The organism is Actibacterium sp. EMB200-NS6 (genome assembly GCF_001305615.1).
Lineage (GTDB): Bacteria > Pseudomonadota > Alphaproteobacteria > Rhodobacterales > Rhodobacteraceae > Actibacterium_A > Actibacterium_A naphthalenivorans.
In genome coordinates, this window is sequence record NZ_CP010869.1 from 1141422 (window position 1) to 1158940 (window position 17519).

Below are 17519 nucleotides of genomic sequence, written 5' to 3' on the forward strand. Positions count from 1 at the left end.
ATCATGCGCGGCGCTCCTTGGGGCGCCGCGTTTTTATTCGGGCTTCCGGGGGGCTTCTGGGCCAATCTTCTTGAGGAAGCTCTTCAGGCGCAGCAGTCCGAAGAACTCGAGCATCAAGGACAGTGCCTGTTCCAGCATATCGACCGCCTTGTGCTCATCAATCCGGCCTTCCACGCGCTCACGGAAGAGGTGGGATTCATGGGTGGCGACATATTCCGCCGCATGGCGATAATAGCTGAGGATATCGGCTGAAAATCCATGCGCTTCGTCGAACCCCGCGGCCCGCATCTGCGACCACAGCTGAAGCATGCGCGCGTCGGACAGGCTGACGGTGGGGCCGTCCTTGCCGTCGATCAGCGTCACAAGCCCCTGGTTGGCCATCAGATGCGCGTCGCTAAGGGCCATCGGGTTCCGCTCGGCCAGGCTGTCGAGCGAGACGTTCCCGGTGCTGTCATATTCCACCCGCGTGGCCAGCAGCGTTTCCAGATTCTGAAAGGCGCGTGCGTCCAGCCGGCGGTTCATTTGCTTGCCGCTCAGCACGTCGCGGATCTGCGGCAAGGTCATGCCGGATTGTTTCTGCAGATTGCGCACGGCGCGTATCGTCTCGACATGGGTTTCATCATAGTCGGCGACATTGCGCTTGGGGCGCGACGGTTCTGGCAGCAGGCCGTGCCGGAAGTAGACTCGAATAGTCTCGCGATTTACGCCAGTTTGGGCCTCGAGATCACGCATTTTCATGAGATGTATATAGAAATTAACAGCGTACTGCGCCAGTCTTTTTCGCCTGTGCGCGCGCTGTAATGCGGCGCTCTGCCCGGTGCGGCCCGGGGTGATGTGCTGGCCCTGCAATGCCATCACAATTTGCAAAGGGGGTGCCATAGGCGGATGCGCATGAAAAAGCTGTTTCTGCCCAAATAAATGGCAGTTTTGAGGTGTTAATTGCGCTTGACGTTTGCTGCTTTGCCAATGGTACTACCAATTGAGCAATCTGCAAGGGGAGGAGCGGGCATGGCTGTCGCGGAAGTTTCACAAAGGAAAAAGGCGGAGGCCGGGCGGGCCGTCGCCGAGGCGCCCGTGGGCCTGATCCGGCGGGCACAGTTGAGCGTGGGGCTGCTGCGCAATTTTGCGTATGATGCATTGCGGTTCTGGCACCATTCCTACCTGCTGGGGGCAACGCGCCGCCAGCACCTGGCCGCGCGCATCCTGGCCGACGCCCATTTCCTGGAATACGGGATGGCGCTGAGCGATGCGCAGCCCGGCTTTGGCCGGGCACGGGCGGTAAGGCTGGCGCGGGATTTGTCCCGTTACGCCCCGCAGGCGGGCGAAGACGTGACGGTCACGACGGGTCTGGGCGTGCTGGAAGCCTATCTGGCGTTCAACGCCCCGGTGCCCGAAGGGCTGGGCCCCATCCGCGACGCCATGGCGGGTCTGAAGGCCCGCGGGGCCGAAGAGGTTCAGACCGGTGTTGAAACGGTGCGGCGTGCGCAGGTGCAGGCAGCGGCGAAGGTTGATTTTCTGGAATTTGTCCGCGCCCGCCATAGCGTGCGCAGCTTTGTACCCGGGCCCAGGCCTGACGAGGAAATCCGCCGGGCGGTGCTTGCCGCACGCGAGGTGCCCTCCAGCTGCAACCGGCAGACCTGCCATGTGCATGCCTATACCGACCCCGATTTGCTGAATCGGGTGCGCAAACTGCAGGCGGGCAACCGCACCTTCGGCCATCAGCTTTCGGGAATTCTGGTTGTCACCAGCGATCTTGGCCGGTGGGAAACCATCGGCGAGCGCTATCAGCCCTGGATCGACGGCGGCCTGTTCGCCATGACCTTGGCCTACGCCCTGCATGCCGAGGGGCTGGGCACCTGCATGCTCAACTGGTCCGTCGAGCGACAGCAGGACCGCAAGCTGCGCAAGCTGATGGGGCTGGACGACAGTCGGCTGGTGGTCGTGCTGATAGGAATCGGCTGGATGCCCGAAGAATTCTCGGTCTGCGCCTCTCAGAGGCTGCCGGTTTCAGAAATCCTGTCCTTAAACCAGCGCCTTGACGGATAATCCTGATATGCCCGGCGCGGATGAGCAAGGGGAATTGACATGCCTGCTCTGTTTTGTGTCTAATGGTTCGGCCATTAAAAAGAATGGACCTTGGGAGGGGAAATGTCGGACATCCAATTTGACTATGTTGTAATTGGCGCCGGTTCGGCCGGCTGTGTGATCGCAAACCGCCTGTCGGCGGACCCGAACCTGCGCGTCGCACTGATCGAGGCGGGGGAGTCCGACAAGCGTTTCCCCTTGAACCTGAAGGTCAAATTGCCGTTCGGAAACATCTTCCTGCTGCCCGATGATCGCTACAACTGGAAAGATGAATTCATCGCCTCCGAGGCGAACCCGGACAAACGCATTCCATGCCCGCGCGGCAAGCTGGTGGGCGGATGTTCGGCCGTGAACGGAACCGTCTACATGCGCGGCCATTCGTCGGATTATGACGAATGGGAGGCACAGGGGAACCCGGGCTGGAGCTATGACGAGGTGCTGCCCGCCTTCATCGCGCATGAAAACTGGGGCCTCGACGTCAACGACGGCTACCACGGCCGCGGCGGCGAGTTGAACGTGGGCCCGGTGCCCACGCCCAACGTGATTTCCGGCGCGATCATGGCGGCGGGCGAAGAGGCGGGCCACGCGGCCGTCGAAGATTTCAACGGGCCGGAGCAGGACGGGCTCGGCCTGTTTTCGGTGAACCAGAAAAACGGCATGCGGATGAGCAGCGCGCATGCGTTCCTGCATCCCGCCATGGGGCGGCGCAACCTGACGATCCTGGATCAGTCTCTGGTCGAGCGGATCAATGTTGAAAACGGTCGGGCCACGTCCCTGACCATTTCGCGCAAGGGCAAGCGCCAGACCGTGCGCGCCGCGCACGAGATCATTCTGTCCGCAGGAACTGTGAATTCCCCGCATTTGCTGATGCTCTCGGGCATCGGTCCGGCGGCCGAGTTGCAGAAACACGATATTCCGGTGGTCGCCGATCTTCCCGGCGTGGGCCAGAACCTGCAGGACCACCCCGCCGTTGGCGTCGCGTTCGAGGATATCTCGGGCAACACGCTGGCACTGTCGTGGAAGACCTTGCCGAAGCTGGCCGCGCAGGCGATGCGCTATGCCTTCACCCGCACCGGCGTCTTTGCCTCGAACGTGGCCGAGGTGGGCGGGTTCCTGCGCTCCAAGGCGGGGCTGAACCGCCCCGACGTGCAGGTCACCTGCCTGATGGGCCTGAAAACCGCCGCCTCTTTCATTCCGCGCCAGCACGGGTTCGTGACGCTGATCAACATCTGCCGGCCGGAAAGCCGCGGCCGGATCGAGCTGAAATCGGCCTCGCCGACGGATCGGCCGACGCTCATCGCCAATTTCCTCGACAGCCAGAATGACGTCGATACGCTGGTGCGTGGCGTGCGCGAGGTTCGCAAGATCATGCGCAAACCGGCCATGGCGGCCTATGCGGGCAAGGAGTTGGTGCCCGGTGCCCAAGTCGAAAGCGACGAGGCGCTTGAGGCTTATGTGCGCGAAACCGTGGCCACCGTCTATCACCCCGTGGGCACCTGCAAGATGGGCCCCGACACCGATCCGACGGCGGTCGTCGATGCGCGCCTGTGCGTGCGCGGGGTCGGCGGGTTGCGCGTGGCCGATGCCTCGATCATGCCCTCGATCGTGGCCGGCAACACGTCGGCGCCCGCGATGATGATTGGCGAGCGGGCGGCGGCCTTCATTCTGGAAGACCGCCAGGCCATGCGCCAGGTGGCCTGAACGCCATACTATTTTCCCCGCACTCATGCCGGGGCAGCATTCCAGGGAGAGACTCATGGGAATTCACGATCAACGCCTGCAGGATACGATCGCGCTGGCAAAATCCAAGCCGGGCCAGTTGCTGATCGACGGACAGTGGGTGAACGCGCTGTCGGGCGAGACCTTTACCACCGCGACGCCTGCCACCGGCCAGGTCATCCGCGAGGTGGCCAAGGGCGGCCCGGGTGACATCGACCTCGCTGTTGCCGCGGCCCGCCGCGCGCTGGAAGAGGGGCCGTGGTCCAGATTCTCGCCCTTCGAGCGGCAGGCGGTGTTGCTGAAACTGGCCGATCTGGTCGAGGAGCATTGGGACGATATCGCCAAGCTGGACTCGCTCGATCTGGGCAACCCGATCACGCGCACCGCAGCCGGCAAGCGCCGGTCTGTCGGCCTGTTGCGCTATTACGCCGGGCTTGCGACCGCGATCCACGGCCACACCATCGAAACCTCGGCCCCCGGCAACCCGCTGGCTTATACGCTGAAAGAGCCGGTGGGCGTGGTCGGTGCGATCAACCCGTGGAACGGCCCCTTCGGCATGAGCGTGTGGAAAATTGCGCCCGCGTTGGCCACCGGCTGCACCGTGGTGCTGAAACCCGCCGAACAGGCGCCGCTGTCGCCGATCTATTTCGGGCAACTGTGCCTCGAGGCCGGCGTGCCGCCCGGCGTGGTCAACGTGATCTCGGGCATGGGCGACGCGGGCGCGCATCTGGCCGCGCATCCGGGCGTCGACAAGGTGGCCTTCACCGGGTCGACCCATGTGGGGCAGCGCATCATCGAAGCTTCGGCCGGGAACGTGAAGCGGGTGACCCTGGAGCTGGGCGGCAAATCCCCCAACATCGTTTTCGCCGATGCCAACCTTGACAAGGCCGTGCCCGCCGCCGCGATGGCGGTGTTCCTGAACTCGGGCCAGATCTGTTCGGCCGGAACGCGCCTGTTTGTCGAAGAAGCGGTGTATGACGAATTCATCGAAAAGGTCGCCGCCTTCACCACGTCGCTGAAAGTGGGCGATCCGCTGGATCTGGAAACCCAGCTTGGCCCGGTGGTGTCGCAAGAGCAGATGGAGCGTATCATCGGCTATCTCGACATCGGGCGCGAGCAGGGCGCGACGGTTTCGGCCGGGGGCGGCCGTATTCTGGAGGACGGTCTGGAGAAAGGTTATTTCCTGCAGCCGACGGTGTTCAGCGGCGTCGATGACGATATGAAGATCGCCCGCGAAGAGATTTTCGGCCCGGTCCTGTCAGCCTTGAAATTCACCGATATCGACGATGTCGTGCGCCGTGCCAACGATACCAGCTTTGGTCTGGGCAGCGGTGTTTGGACCCGCGATATCAGCAAGGCCACCCAGATGTCGCGCCGCCTGAAGGCGGGCAGTGTCTGGGTCAATTCCTATCAGTTGATGGATCCCGCGGTGCCCTTCGGCGGCTACAAGATGAGCGGCTACGGGCGCGAATCCGGGGTCGAGCACATTGAGGAGTTCCTCAATACCAAGGCGGTCTGGATTGCCGAGGGATAAGCCAAGCGGGCGGCGCACTGGGAGGTGCGCCGCCCGTTGAATTTTTGATTTCCATATGAGGGAGGTATTGGAAATGCTCACGAACAAACTGCTGCGGGCCCCGGCGCGCGTTCTGGCCGCCGTCGCGTTTTGCGCCGGCATCATTCTGGGCGGCGCGGCCTTCGCGGCTGACGACAAGACAACCCTGTCGGTCTCGATCTTCACCCCGCCCAGCAGTGACCTGAACAAGCTGTTCCGCGTGATCGAAGAGCAGCTCGATGCCGAAACCGACGGGAAACTGGATCTCGAACTGTTCGAGGCCAGCCAGATGGGCCCGGCCCCGCGCCAGTTCGATCTGGTGCGCAAGGGTGTGGCCGATATCTCGGTCGCGCTGCTGGGCCTCACGCCGGGCCGCTTCCCCAAGATGGAACTGCTGGACATGGCCGGTGTGGTCGACACCGGTGTTGGCGTTGATGTTGCCGCGCCTGCCTCTGCCGCGGTTCTGGATCTGGCCGACAGCCACCTGAAAAAAGAGCTGGCCGGCGTCAAGCTGCTGAACATCGCCGTTCTGCCCAACCCGATCATCCTGACCAAGGAAGAGATCACCGGGCTGGACGAGCTGAAGAACAAGCGCATCCGCCACCCCGGCCCGGCCCATTCGAAAACGCTGGAGGCGCTCGGCGCTGTCCCGACCTTCGTGCCCTCGACCGAAATGTCCGAGGCCCTGGCGCGGGGCGCCGTTGATGGCATCCTGACCGGCTATGCGGGTATCCGCTCGTTCAAGCTTATGGACAGCGCGAAATATGTGATCGAGCTGGCCTCGGGTGGCATGACCTTTGCCGTGGTGATGAACCAGAAGGCCTATGACAAGATCCCCGCCGATCTCAAACCCGCCTTCGACAAGCACTTCGGCCCGCAAGGGCAGGGGGAATGGGGCCGCGTTCTGGCCCGTGCCGAGGTCGAAGTCCGTGACGAACTGATGGGGCAGGGGCTGGTCGTGAAAAGCCTGTCCGAGGCCGATACCGCAGCCTTCGCCGAGATGTCGGCAAAGCTGCGCGCCGATACGGCCCAGGCGTTGGACGCCAAAGGCCTGGATGCCACCGAGTTTCTGAACGCGCTGGATGTTGCAGCGGCCGCCTATCGCTAGGGGCAGGCACGGCCTGCGGGGAAGCACTCTGCGGGCCGTTGTCATGCCGGAGAAAATCATGTTGCTTCTGACCAAAATCAACCGGGTCATGCAGATCGGTGCCGCGCTGGCGATGTTCGCCATCATCGGGGTGACCCTGTATGACGTGATCCTGGGCGCGCTGACCGGGCGGCCCGTGAGCGGTGTCTATGACATCGTGGAAACCTGCCTGGCCTTCGTGATCTATCTCAGCGTGCCCGAGATCTTCCGGACCGAGGGCAACATCCGCATCGATCTGATCGATTTCGCGCTGCCGACGCCCGTGCTGCGGGTCGTCATCCTGTTCGGGCGGGTGCTGACGCTGGCCTTTGCGTTGCTGATCGCCATCGCGATCGTGGCCCCGTTTCGCGATGCGATCGTATTCGGAGATGCGAAATTCGAGACGGGCATCCCCGTCTGGTTCATCTGGCTGCCGATCCTGGCGGGCTCGTTCATGGCCGTGCTGGCCGCAATAGCCGTGCTGCTGTGGCCCAGCCACGACGCCAGAATTCAAAAGGACTGATCCAATGAGCGTTCAGATGATCGGCCAGCTTGGCATGCTGGTGCTAATCGCCCTTGTGTTTTTGCGGGTCCCGGTGGCCGTGGCCATGGGGCTGGTCGGCTTTGTCGGCTATGCGCTGATCAATGGCACGCAAAGCGCGCTGCTGGTCACCGGGCAGGTGCCTTATGACATCGCCACCAACTATACGCTGTCGCAGTTGCCCCTGTTCGTGCTGATGGGCGATCTGGCCGTGCGCTCGGGCATGTCGGGGCGGCTTTATTCCACGGCGCATGATCTTTTCGCGGGGCTGCGCGGCTCGCAGGCCTATGCGACGCTGGGCGCCAGCGCGGGCTTCGGCGCGGTCAGCGGTTCGTCGATCGCCACAGCGGCGACAATGACCCGGGTCGCGGTGCCATCGATGCGCGCGGCCAATTATGACGACCGTCTGTCGGCCGGCAGCATCGCGGCGGGGGGCACGCTGGGCATCCTGATCCCGCCCTCGATCGCGCTGGTGGTCTTTGCCATGATCGCCGAGCAATCGGTGCCGCGCCTCTATGCCGCCAGCCTGATCCCGGGCCTGCTGCTGTGCCTTCTCTATATCCTGATCGTGGTGATCCTGGTGCGGATATCGCCCGAATGGGCCCCCGAGCAAGAGGAACGTAGGGGGTTCCTCGCCCGGTTCCGCTCCATCTGGCAGGTGTGGGAAATCGTGCTGTTGTTCATCGTGGTGATCGGCGGGCTTTATGCCGGCATCCTGACCGCGACCGAGGCCGCCGCCGTCGGCGCCTTCGGGGCCTGGTTTCTGGGGGTGATCACCCGGCGGCTCGGCTGGGCCGACACTCGCGACGGGATCTTCGAGACGATCCGCACCACGGCGATGCTGTTCGTCATCCTTTGTGCAGCCCACATCTTCACCTATTTCGTGGTGCTTACCCAGATCCCGCAGGGGCTGGTGGGCGTGGTCGAGGGGCTGAACCTGAACCCCATCGTGCTGTTGCTTCTGATCGGTCTGTTCTATCTGATTCTGGGCTGCTTTCTGGAGGCGTTCGGCATGATCCTGATCACCGTGCCGATCCTGCTGCCACTGATCGAACAGGCCGGGTTCGATCCGATCTGGTACGGTGTCTTTCTGGTGATCATGATCGAGACCGGCATGATCACCCCGCCGGTGGGCATGAATATCTTCGTGATGCAAAGCCAGCTGCCGACGATGTCCTTGATGCGCCTCTATCAAAGCGTTCTGCCCTTCGTTCTGGCACCGGTCCTTCTGGGTGCGCTGATCATTTTCGTGCCCGAGATCGTCACCTGGCTGCCATCGACCCTGTTCGATTGACGTCATGGCGCCTGCGCGGCAGGGGGCCGTTGCCGCGCAGGCCCGGCGCTGACGGTTGCAAAGGAGACAGAAAACATAAAGATTGAATGGCCCGATCTATTTGCAAGGAATCTGTGGCGTGTCAGACAAGCAAGCGTTCAAGCCGGTTCGCACCAAACGCGCGTTCGAAGAGATCTGCGATCAGATTCGCCGCGAAATCCAGTCCGGCACATTGTCGGCGGGAGACAAGCTTCCCTCCGAGCGTGAGCTGGCCGAACAGTTCGAAGTCAGCCGTTCGACCGTGCGCGAGGCGTTTCGCACCCTGGAAATCGGCGGTGTTCTGTCGCTGCAGAAGGGGGTCAAGGGCGGGGCCGTCGTGATGCAGGGCGACATCAAGCCGATCACCCAGACGATGGAAGACCTGCTGTCTCTGGGCGGGTTGTCTTTGGAAGATTATACCGAGGCGCGTGTCATCCTGCAGCGTGAAATCATTCGCCTGGCCTGCGAGCGCGGCACCGAAGAGGATTTCGCCGCCATCGAGGCCAATATCGCCGAGCTGCGCGCCGCCGGCGCGGGGATCAGCAGCGATGAGCGGACCCGCCTGACGCAGGAGTTCTATCATCTTCTGGCCCTGGCCACGAAGAACCGTGCCATTTCCGTGGTCATGAGCGCGTTTACCGAGCCTTTGGTGTATTACATCCGCAAGATCGGGCCGGACAGGAGCTGGGATGTGGCCGCCTCACGCGCCAAATTCCTGGGCCATCTGAGGGAGCGCGACGTTGACGCCGCGATTGCCGAAATGGTGGACCACATGCAGCGCCTGCACAGTTATATACTGTCGCAAAACGCGGCGCCCGGCGCAGAGGCCTAGGGCCAGAACACCAGAAAACTGATGATCGCCACGGCCAGCGTGCCCAGGCAGAACAGGCCGTTCCACCGCAGCCCGATGGTGGCCGGTGTCTGATGCGCCGCCGACGACGTGATGGCGACGGTCGATGTCGCGGGCGACACGATCAGCGCCAGGGCCCATCCGGTCAGTGCCGAGAGCAGCAGAAGCGGCGGGTCGATCGCGATCTGGGCCGAGACGATGGCGCTGACGCAGACGGTGGCGGCGATCATCGGGTTGAGACCGGCGATGGATGTGACGAAAATCAGCAGGCTCAGAACGCAGGCCAGCCGCGCGCCCTCCAGCCCCGTGAGCAGGGCGAACTGGACGACGGCCTCGTTCGGGATCAACAGAGCGATCACCAGGCCGAGATAGCCGGCCGAAGCGATGATGGCGATCTCGTTGACCGCCACCGGGCCCTGTCGCAGGGTTTGAACGCCCAGAGCCGCGATGGCCCGCTGCGGGGAAAGCCCCGTGGGGCGCGCAATCGCGGCCCAGCCGATGGCAAACACCGGCACGATCATCAGGATCGCGCCGCGCAGCGGCAGGCCGAATGCGGTTTCCAGCGCCGAGGCGCCGCCGCTGATGGCCGCCAGAACCGCCAGCAAACCCAGCAATCCCCAAGGGCGCCCGGGGGTGTCCTTGGGGTGCGACTGGCGACCGGTGGGACTTTGCAGCCGGTCGAAAATCCAGCCGAGGCTCATGAAAACGGCGCTCGCGGTCAGGCCATAGGGCAGGAACTCTGTCCAGCTCAGCGCCGGCACCAGCGTCAGCAGCAGGTTGAGGCCCAGCCCCAGCGGCGACCAGAAAATGTTCGCGCCAAATCCGCGCAGAACGGCGTTCGTGATCCGGCGGATCTGAATCTGCGCGACCCGCTCGTCCGGGTTGCCCAACGGCCCGCGCAGGGCCACATGCAACAACAGCATGAGTCCGCCGATGTTCAGGAGAACACCGAAGACATGGCCGCCGGTGGCCAACAGCGCAAAGCGACGGGCCGGGGGTTGATGCACCACGAAACGCCCGGCCTGATCGACCATTGCGCTGCCCATAGCCGAAATGCGCAGGGGCAGCAGCACGGTGATCAGCGCCGGCAGATAGGCCGCGCGGCTGGCGACCCCGGTCAGCGCGCCCGGCGCCCGGCCGAGGATCAGATATGCGGCGGTGGCCGCGACAGCCGCCCCCAGCATCACCCGCGCGGCAAGGCCGGTTTTCCGCAGGCCCAGCAGGATATAGAAGGCAACCAGCGCCATGGCGGCGACGGCCCATTGGGGATTGCCCGTCAGGATCTCGAACAGCGACAGCACCGCCGCCGCGAAAATGGATAGTGCCGATATCAAGGTGGTCAGGGGCACGCGGTGGACTCCGGGTATTTCGCATTGGTTCTACCAACTGTGGCGATTTGAACAATGCCAAGTTTGGGCTGAGTTCTGGAATGGAGCCGGGAGACTTGGTAAGAAATGAAGTGAACAGAGCCGAAGGGGCAGCGCTGTGCCTGTAAAAGAAGAAGACAATCTGGATGTCGCGTTCAAGCCTGTCCAATCCCACCGGACCTTTGAACTGGTGTGCGAACGTGTGCGCGAAAAGCTGTTGCGTGGCGAACTGACGCCGGGCGACAAGCTGCCACCCGAGCGGGATCTGGCCGCGCAGCTTGGCGTCAGCCGCAATGTGGTGCGCGAAGCATTGCGCAGCCTGGAGATTGCCGGGGTCGTGGCGCTGCGCAAGGGGGTGAAGGGCGGCGCGTTCATTCAGGAGGGCGCGGCAAGCCGGATCACCCAGGCGCTAAGCGATCTGATCACGCTCAATGCCATCTCACTCAAGGATTTGTTCGAGGCGCGGATCATGATCCTCGAGATGGTCATCGACCACGCCTTCAAGGACGGCGTGCAACCGGATTTCTCGGGCCTCGAGGCGGTGATCGAAGATACGAAGAAGGCCACGTTGTCGGGAGATATCCCGCACAGAATCAAATGCGCATACCTTTTCTATCATGAGCTGGCGGCGCTCACCGGGAACAGCGCGATCATCTTTACGGTCGATTCCCAGACCGAGCTCGTGCAGACATTCCTGCGCTATCGCGTGTCCGACATGTCGGCGCAGACCCTGATTTCTTCGCGTGAGATTTTCCTTAAGCTGTTGAAAGCCGGAGAGATTGAGGCCGCGAAGATCGAGTTACGGGCGCATATGACACGGGTTCACACCAACCTCTGGTAGGGGAGGGCCGCTTTCTGGCATGCGCCGAGGGAGGGGTGGGTTTCTTACGCTTGACGCAAAAAGGTAGTACCTTTAATCCTTTCTTAAAGGGGAGGAGCGCACATGCTTGATTCACACGACCAGACCGCCGAGTTGGAAATGTTCCGGAGCGAGGTGCGCAAGCTCGCGCAGAAGGAATTCGCGCCCATCGCCCAGAAAATCGACGAAGAGGACGCGATGCCCGAGCACGTCGAGAAGCTGCTGGGGGATTTCGGCCTGATGCAGATCCAGGTGCCCGAGGCCTATGGCGGCCCCGGCGGCAGCCTGACCATGACCTGCGTCGCCAAAGAGGAAATCGCCCGTGCCTCGTTCTCGGTGTCGCATCTGGTGGGCAGCTCGGATTTTGCCGTCGTGCTGCCGCTGCTGCATTTCGGAACCGAAGAGCAGCGCCAGAAATACCTGCCCGATGTCGCCACCGGCACGATCTGTTCGGCCGTGGCGATGACCGAACCGGGCACCGGCTCGGACGTTTCGGGGATCAAGACAACTGCCCGGCGTGACGGGGACGACTGGGTCATCAACGGGCAGAAAACCTATATCACCAAGGGCGACAAGGCGAAGTATTTCATGATCTACGCCCGCACGTCCGAGGGTAAGGGCGGTGACGGGATTTCGACCTTCATCGTTGAATCCGGCACCCCCGGTCTTACCATTGGCAAGAGCCCCAGGAAGATGGGCCTGCGCGGGATCAAGAGCGTCGATCTGTTCTTCGACGACCTGCGGGTGCCTGCCGATACGTTGGTGGGCGAGGAGGGCAGGGGGTTCAAGAACGCCATGACCTGTCTGAACTACAACCGCCCGACCGTCGCGGCCTCGGCCCTTGGTGTGGCGCAGGGCGCCCTGGATATGGCGCTGGCCTATGCCAAGGAGCGGGTACAGTTCGGCAAGCCGATCGGGCACCATCAGGGCGTCGGCTTCCTGCTGGCCGACATGCGGATCCAGATCGAAGCGGCGCGGGCCCTGCTCTACAAGGTCACGGCCATGGCCGATGCCGGGGAAACGGCGCAACTGCCCGAAATGGCCTCGGTGGCCAAGGCGTTTTGCAGCGACACGGCGATGAAGGTGACGACGGATGCCGTGCAGGTCTTCGGCGGCGCGGGCTATCTGGTGGAAACCGGGATCGAGCGGCTGATGCGCGACGCCAAGGTGACCCAGATCTACGAGGGCACCAGCCAGATCCAGCGCATCGTCATCTCGCGCGCGATGATGGCTGATTGAGCGGGTCGGGGGAATGACGGACGAACCCGCCGACCGCCCGCTGCGCGTGATTGATTTCACGCTGGTCATGGCGGGGCCTTTCTGTACCCGGATGTTCGCCGATATGGGTGCCGAGGTGATCAAGGTCGAGCCACCCACCGGCGATACGATGCGGGGCCGCCCGCCGATGGAGGATGGCAAAAGCCGCTATTTCGGGCATCTCAACTGCGGCAAACACAGCCTTGCCGCCGACCTGAAAGACCCCGACGACCTGGCGCTGGTACGCGATCTGATCGCCACGGCCGATGTGGTGGTCGAAAACTATCGCCCCGGGGTGATGGAGCGGCTGGGGCTGGGCTATGAGACCTTGTGCGCGACCAATCCGCGGCTGATTTTCTGTTCGATCTCTGGCTTCGGGCAAGAGGGGCGTGCCGCGAAACAGCCCGCCTATGCCCCGATGATCCATGCCGCCAGCGGCTATGATCTGGCGTTGATGGGCTTCTCGCCCGATGCGGACCGCCCCGCGCCCACCGGCATGTTCGTGGCCGACGTCATGGCCGGCGTCTATGCCTTTGGCGCGGTTCAGGCGGCGCTCTATCAGCGCGAGAAAACCGGGGCGGGGCAGCAAATCGACGTGGCGCTGATGGACAGCATCTTGTCGATGATGGTCTATGAATGCCAGGAGGCACAGGCCCCACAGCCGCGCGCGCGCCACGTCTATGGGCCGCTTAAGGCAAGTGATGGTTTTGTCATTGCCGCGCCGCTGAGCCAGAAGAACTTTGACTGTCTGGGCGTGCTGCTGGGCGGGCCCGACTGGATCGCGGATGAACGCTTTGCCAGCGCGGCAGGGCGCGAGGCCAACTGGGCCGAGATCATGCGCCATATCGAGGGCTGGACCGCCACCCGCAGTGCGGCGGACTGTGAACGGCTGATGTTGGAGGCCGGCGTGCCCTGCGCGCGCTACCGCACCGTGGCCGAGGCCATGGCCGACCCGGCGCTGGGCGACCGCGGGTTGTTGCAGACGATCGGCGACGCCGGGGCCAGCTATCAGGTGTTCAACCCGCCGTTCCAGATGTCGGGTTGCGATGTGCGCGCGCGTGACCGGGTGCCAGAGCTGGATGGTGCGCGGGCGCGGCTGCAGCGGGAAATCAATGCGGCCTCTGTAGACGCGACGCTTGTGAAATCTACGTAAAGGAAGCTTATGACAACCCAATTTGACGCGATCGTCATCGGCTCGGGCGCTGGCGGCATAAGTGCCGCCGCCCGGCTGGCGCATGCCGGTTACAAGGTGCTGGTGGTCGAGGCGCTGGACCGGATCGGCGGGCGGGCGTCGACACGGGATGTGGACGGCTTCCTGCTCAACACCGGGGCGCTGGTGATCGAGCGCGGCGGCATGGTCGATCTGACGCTTCAGCACATCGGCAAATCGATGGATCTGTATATCGCCAAGCCCGAAACCTCTCTGATCTGGGGCAAGCGCGAAATCGCGATGGACAGCGGGCTGCCAGCATTCGCGCGCGATAAGGTGCCGGGCCTGTTGAAATTTCTGACCCGGGTCATTCCGGCAATTCGCCCGAAGCCTGGTCAGTCCACCCGTGAGTGGCTGAACAAATTTACCCGCAGCAAGACGATTCACGATCTGGTCGACAATGTCATCGGTGCAATGTTCGCAGCCACCGCTGACGAGTTCCCGGCGGATGTATTCTTGCTCTATTTCACCGAAGGGTCGGCCTATAAGCAGATCGGCCTGCCGCGCGGGGGCACCATCAAGGTGTGGGAGCCGATGGCGGATGTGGTCACGGCCAATGGGGGTGAGGTTTGGTTGAATGCCACAGTCAAACGCCTGACCTTTGACAACGAAAAGAGGGTCAATGGCGCCGAGATCGCGCGTGATGGCGAAGCGGTCAGCGTGTCCACCAAGCTTGCGATCAGCAATGCCGGGCCGCTGGCGACGGTGAAGATGTCCGGTGCGGATGCCTTCCCCGAGGGCTATGCCCAGGATGTCGCGGACAAGACCGACCCTGCCGCCATCATCACCGTGCATTTCGCGGCGCAAAAGCCTTTGGCAAGCTTTCAGGGGCTGGCGCTCTACGCCAAGACCCGGCGCATGGTGTATGCCGCCAACTTCTCGGAGCCTTCGCTGCGCCGCTGTCCGCCGGGTTGGTATTTGTACAGCGCGGCCTCGGTCCCGCGTCCGGCGACGGGCGCGTTCGACGAGGCGGCCGAGAAAAAGCTGCTGCTAGACGATATCCGCGATTATTTCCCCGGCTTCGACGACAGCATGGTCAAGGCGATCGACGTGACCGCCCATGACTGGCCCGCCCAGCGGGCGATCACCGGTTATGACCTGCCGAACGAAACCCCGGTTGCCAATCTGTGGAACGTGGGCGACGGGGTCAAACCCTATGGCCAAGGCGGCACCGCATCCTGTTCGGAAACCGCGCGGCTGGTGGTGGAGCAGATTTTCAAAACCTATCCACTGGCCCGGTTGAGGGGCTGAGCCGGTAAAATTCAAGGGAGACTGCCATGAAGGTAGCTGTGATCGGGGGCGGGCCAGCCGGTTGTACCGCCGCGTACAAACTCTGCAAAGCGGGGCATGAGGTGCATCTGTTCGAAGCGCAGGACCACGTCGGCGGGCGCACCAGTCAGGTGCAAAAAGAGGGATTCAATCTGGGCTCTGGCGCCTTGTTTCTCATGGGGGGCATCTATCCGCGCACGAATGCGGTGATCAAGGAGCTTGGCAAATACGACGAGCTTGTCGGCTGGGACGCCAAGACGCATATCATCGACGCGGATGGCAAACGCTACACGGTTGATTTCGATCAGGTTCTGAGTTTTCTCAAGATGCCGGTCTTTAACTGGGGCGATCGCATTCGCATTGCCTGGGGCGTTTTGAAACAGCTTCTGTCCAAAGGGGCGGGGGACTGTTTCGACGGGGAAAAGCTGGCGAAATTTGATGATGAAAGCGACACGCTCGAGGCGTGGTCCGAACGGGTGCTGGGCAAGAAGGGCACCAACTACATCACTTATCCCTATATGGGGTTTCTTTACGCGGTGCCGCTGCACTGGCTGTCGATGTCGATGTTCAAGACGATCATCCAGCAGTTCTACAAGCTTGCGCTGGCCGTCCCGCCCAAGGGGATGGGTCAGATCAGTGATTGGCTGGTCGAGGGCAGCACCGGGCTGAGCCTGCACCTGTCCAGCCCGGTCGAGGCGATTGCCCGTCAGGGGCAGGGCTATCGTGTGACGGCCAATGGCCAGAGCGTCGATGTCGACAAGATCGTGGTATCCTGCGAGCCGGGCGTGGCCGCCAAGCTGCTGCGCGGGCTGATCCCGGCCGAATCCGAGACCAAGCTGAAAGAGTGCCTCTATAGCGAATACGCCCATGTTCAGGTCTGCTACAAAAAGAACCCGTGGCCGGATTCCCCTGTCAGCGTGGCGTTGCCCGCGACCAAGCTGCGCGACTGGGGCGCCTGTGTGCTGCAAAGCCGACGCCACCCGGATGCCGTGCCGCCCGGAGGCGAGGCCGTGGGCGTCTATTTCTACACCCCCCCGCTGAGCAACATGAGCGATGACGAGATCAGGGCCGAGGCCGTATCGGCCGTGACCGAGGTGTTCGGAAAGGCCCCCGATCCCGATTTTGTCGAGCTTTTCCGTTATCGCCGTGGCCTGTCGATCGCGTCACCCGGTCATTACCGCACGCTGAATTCTTTGCATGCGGAAATGCCCGAAGGCATCTGTCTGGCGGGCGATTACTTTGCCCACGCCGGGGTGGAGGCCGCCGTGCTCAGCGGGGAGCGCGCCGCAAATACCCTGATGGGGAAGCCGTCCTAAGCCCGAGACGATCAACTGCCATAGAAAAAGGCCGGTGAGCATATGCTCGCCGGCCTTTTGATGTTCATGCCCGGATTTGGATCAGAGATCCAGCACCAGCCTCGGCGTTTTCGACCCGGAGCAGCACACCATCATGGTATCACAGGCGGCGCGCTCCTCGTCGGTCAGGATGGAATCCCGATGATCGGGGCGGCCTTCCAGCACGCGGGTTTCGCAGGTGCCGCACACTCCGTCGTTACAGGCAAAGGGCACGGACACGCCGTTTTCGATCAACACATCCAGGATGGACTTGCCAGCCGGGATCTCCAGCACCATGCCCGATTGCTCAAGCACGACCTCGTATCCGCCTTCCAAAGCGGCCTCTTCGGTGGCCGAGAAGTATTCGACATGCACCTGGCTGCGATCCACCGCGCGGCCGGCCTTTTCATAGGCCGCCAGCATCGGCTCGGGGCCGCAGCAATAGAAATGCGCGTTCGGGGCCGACGCGAAGATCGCGGCCAGATCCATCAGCGCGCCGCCCTTTTCATCGTCGAAATGGGTGATCACGGTGCCGCTGTCGGCGATGGCGGCGATGGCGTCCAGAAACGCCGCGTTCGCGCGGCTGCGCGCGCCGTAGTGCAGCTCCCACGGTTTGCCCAGCTCGGCCAGGCGCGTCAGCATGCACACCATGGGCGTGATGCCGATGCCCCCCGCGATGAAGATCGACTTTTCGGCATCTTCCTTCAGCGGAAAATTGTTCTTGGGCGTCGAGATCTTGATCTTCTGCCCCACGCGCAGCGTGTCGTGGATGTATTTCGATCCCCCACGGCTGTCGGGGTCCTTGTGCACCGCAACCGAATAGCTCTTGCCATCGGTATAGGGTTTATACAGCGAATAGCTGCGGCGCAGATCGTCCTTCAGGATCAGGTCGATATGCGCGCCAGCGTCGAAAGCGGGCAGGGTGGTGCCATCCGTCGGCGTGACCTCGACCGACACGATCGTCGCTGCCTCATAGCGGATCTGAGAGACCCGGACGGGAATTTCCTTGGCGGACATGGTTCTCCTCCTCTTGTCCTT

Annotated in this window: 15 protein-coding genes; 12 read left to right on the forward strand and 3 right to left on the reverse strand. The window is 62.9% G+C overall.

The features are described 5' to 3' along the window. Positions 1-33 precede the first annotated feature (33 nt). The gene (locus TQ29_RS20220; protein ID WP_162231810.1) at positions 34-855 is read right to left on the reverse strand and encodes a MerR family transcriptional regulator; all 822 of its coding nucleotides are present in this window, start codon (positions 853-855) and stop codon (positions 34-36) included. A gap of 153 nt (positions 856-1008) precedes the next feature. On the opposite strand from TQ29_RS20220, the gene TQ29_RS20595 reads away from it, so the two are divergent. From TQ29_RS20595 to TQ29_RS05690, 7 genes are all read left to right on the forward strand, one after another. Next, the gene (locus TQ29_RS20595; RefSeq protein WP_054538365.1) at positions 1009-2046 is read left to right on the forward strand and encodes a nitroreductase family protein; all 1038 of its coding nucleotides are present in this window, start codon (positions 1009-1011) and stop codon (positions 2044-2046) included. A gap of 102 nt (positions 2047-2148) precedes the next feature. Beyond that, positions 2149-3786 carry a GMC family oxidoreductase gene (locus tag TQ29_RS05665; protein ID WP_054538366.1) on the forward strand — a complete coding sequence of 546 codons (1638 nt, stop codon included), beginning with the start codon at positions 2149-2151 and terminating at the stop codon, positions 3784-3786. 55 nt (positions 3787-3841) lie between these two features. Beyond that, positions 3842-5338 (forward strand): aldehyde dehydrogenase family protein, encoded by a 1497-nt coding sequence (locus TQ29_RS05670; protein ID WP_054538367.1) that lies wholly within the window; start codon positions 3842-3844, stop codon positions 5336-5338. A gap of 73 nt (positions 5339-5411) precedes the next feature. Beyond that, positions 5412-6464 (forward strand): TRAP transporter substrate-binding protein DctP, encoded by a 1053-nt coding sequence (gene dctP / locus TQ29_RS05675; protein ID WP_054538368.1) that lies wholly within the window; start codon positions 5412-5414, stop codon positions 6462-6464. Between the two features lie 58 nt (positions 6465-6522). Next, positions 6523-7005 (forward strand): TRAP transporter small permease, encoded by a 483-nt coding sequence (locus tag TQ29_RS05680; protein WP_162231811.1) that lies wholly within the window; start codon positions 6523-6525, stop codon positions 7003-7005. A 4-nt stretch (positions 7006-7009) separates the two neighbouring features. Then, positions 7010-8317 carry a TRAP transporter large permease gene (locus tag TQ29_RS05685; protein ID WP_054538370.1) on the forward strand — a complete coding sequence of 436 codons (1308 nt, stop codon included), beginning with the start codon at positions 7010-7012 and terminating at the stop codon, positions 8315-8317. 118 nt (positions 8318-8435) lie between these two features. Continuing rightward, entirely contained in the window at positions 8436-9167 is a 732-nt protein-coding gene (locus TQ29_RS05690; protein ID WP_162231812.1) for a FadR/GntR family transcriptional regulator, read from the forward strand. Here the strand turns inward: TQ29_RS05690 and TQ29_RS05695 are convergent. Beyond that, positions 9164-10534: a hypothetical protein gene (locus tag TQ29_RS05695; RefSeq protein WP_054538372.1), complete on the reverse strand. Its 1371-nt coding sequence runs from the start codon at positions 10532-10534 to the stop codon at positions 9164-9166. The two genes, TQ29_RS05690 and TQ29_RS05695, sit on opposite strands and share 4 nt — an antisense overlap. A gap of 136 nt (positions 10535-10670) precedes the next feature. Between TQ29_RS05695 and TQ29_RS05700 the strand changes: the two genes are divergently transcribed. The 5 genes from TQ29_RS05700 (at position 10671) to TQ29_RS05720 (ending at position 16463) form a co-directional block, all read left to right on the forward strand. Then, on the forward strand, positions 10671-11393 hold the full coding sequence (locus TQ29_RS05700; RefSeq protein ID WP_052071210.1) for a FadR/GntR family transcriptional regulator: 723 nt from the start codon (positions 10671-10673) through the stop codon (positions 11391-11393). A gap of 102 nt (positions 11394-11495) precedes the next feature. Continuing rightward, on the forward strand, positions 11496-12650 hold the full coding sequence (locus tag TQ29_RS05705) for an acyl-CoA dehydrogenase family protein (protein ID WP_054538373.1): 1155 nt from the start codon (positions 11496-11498) through the stop codon (positions 12648-12650). A gap of 13 nt (positions 12651-12663) precedes the next feature. Next, positions 12664-13821, forward strand: a complete 1158-nt coding sequence (locus TQ29_RS05710; protein WP_054538374.1) for a CaiB/BaiF CoA-transferase family protein — start codon at positions 12664-12666, stop codon at positions 13819-13821. A 9-nt stretch (positions 13822-13830) separates the two neighbouring features. Next, entirely contained in the window at positions 13831-15129 is a 1299-nt protein-coding gene (locus TQ29_RS05715) for an NAD(P)/FAD-dependent oxidoreductase (protein WP_054538375.1), read from the forward strand. Positions 15130-15155: 26 nt separating this feature from the next. Then, positions 15156-16463: an NAD(P)/FAD-dependent oxidoreductase gene (locus TQ29_RS05720; protein WP_054538376.1), complete on the forward strand. Its 1308-nt coding sequence runs from the start codon at positions 15156-15158 to the stop codon at positions 16461-16463. Positions 16464-16544: 81 nt separating this feature from the next. On the opposite strand, the gene TQ29_RS05725 is transcribed toward TQ29_RS05720, so the two are convergent. After that, complete coding sequence (locus tag TQ29_RS05725; RefSeq protein ID WP_054538377.1) at positions 16545-17498, reverse strand: PDR/VanB family oxidoreductase; 954 nt, start codon at positions 17496-17498, stop codon at positions 16545-16547. Positions 17499-17519 lie beyond the last annotated feature (21 nt).

Coding starts and splice junctions, on each gene's coding strand:
- TQ29_RS05680 (WP_162231811.1), top strand. CDS start 6,523: ATGTTGCTTCTGACCAAAATCAACCGGGTCATGCAGATCGGTGCCGCG.
- dctP (WP_054538368.1), top strand. CDS start 5,412: ATGCTCACGAACAAACTGCTGCGGGCCCCGGCGCGCGTTCTGGCCGCC.
- TQ29_RS20595 (WP_054538365.1), top strand. CDS start 1,009: ATGGCTGTCGCGGAAGTTTCACAAAGGAAAAAGGCGGAGGCCGGGCGG.
- TQ29_RS05685 (WP_054538370.1), top strand. CDS start 7,010: ATGAGCGTTCAGATGATCGGCCAGCTTGGCATGCTGGTGCTAATCGCC.
- TQ29_RS05720 (WP_054538376.1), top strand. CDS start 15,156: ATGAAGGTAGCTGTGATCGGGGGCGGGCCAGCCGGTTGTACCGCCGCG.
- TQ29_RS05665 (WP_054538366.1), top strand. CDS start 2,149: ATGTCGGACATCCAATTTGACTATGTTGTAATTGGCGCCGGTTCGGCC.
- TQ29_RS05725 (WP_054538377.1), bottom strand. CDS start 17,498: ATGTCCGCCAAGGAAATTCCCGTCCGGGTCTCTCAGATCCGCTATGAG.
- TQ29_RS05670 (WP_054538367.1), top strand. CDS start 3,842: ATGGGAATTCACGATCAACGCCTGCAGGATACGATCGCGCTGGCAAAA.
- TQ29_RS05705 (WP_054538373.1), top strand. CDS start 11,496: ATGCTTGATTCACACGACCAGACCGCCGAGTTGGAAATGTTCCGGAGC.
- TQ29_RS05710 (WP_054538374.1), top strand. CDS start 12,664: ATGACGGACGAACCCGCCGACCGCCCGCTGCGCGTGATTGATTTCACG.
- TQ29_RS20220 (WP_162231810.1), bottom strand. CDS start 855: ATGGCATTGCAGGGCCAGCACATCACCCCGGGCCGCACCGGGCAGAGC.
- TQ29_RS05715 (WP_054538375.1), top strand. CDS start 13,831: ATGACAACCCAATTTGACGCGATCGTCATCGGCTCGGGCGCTGGCGGC.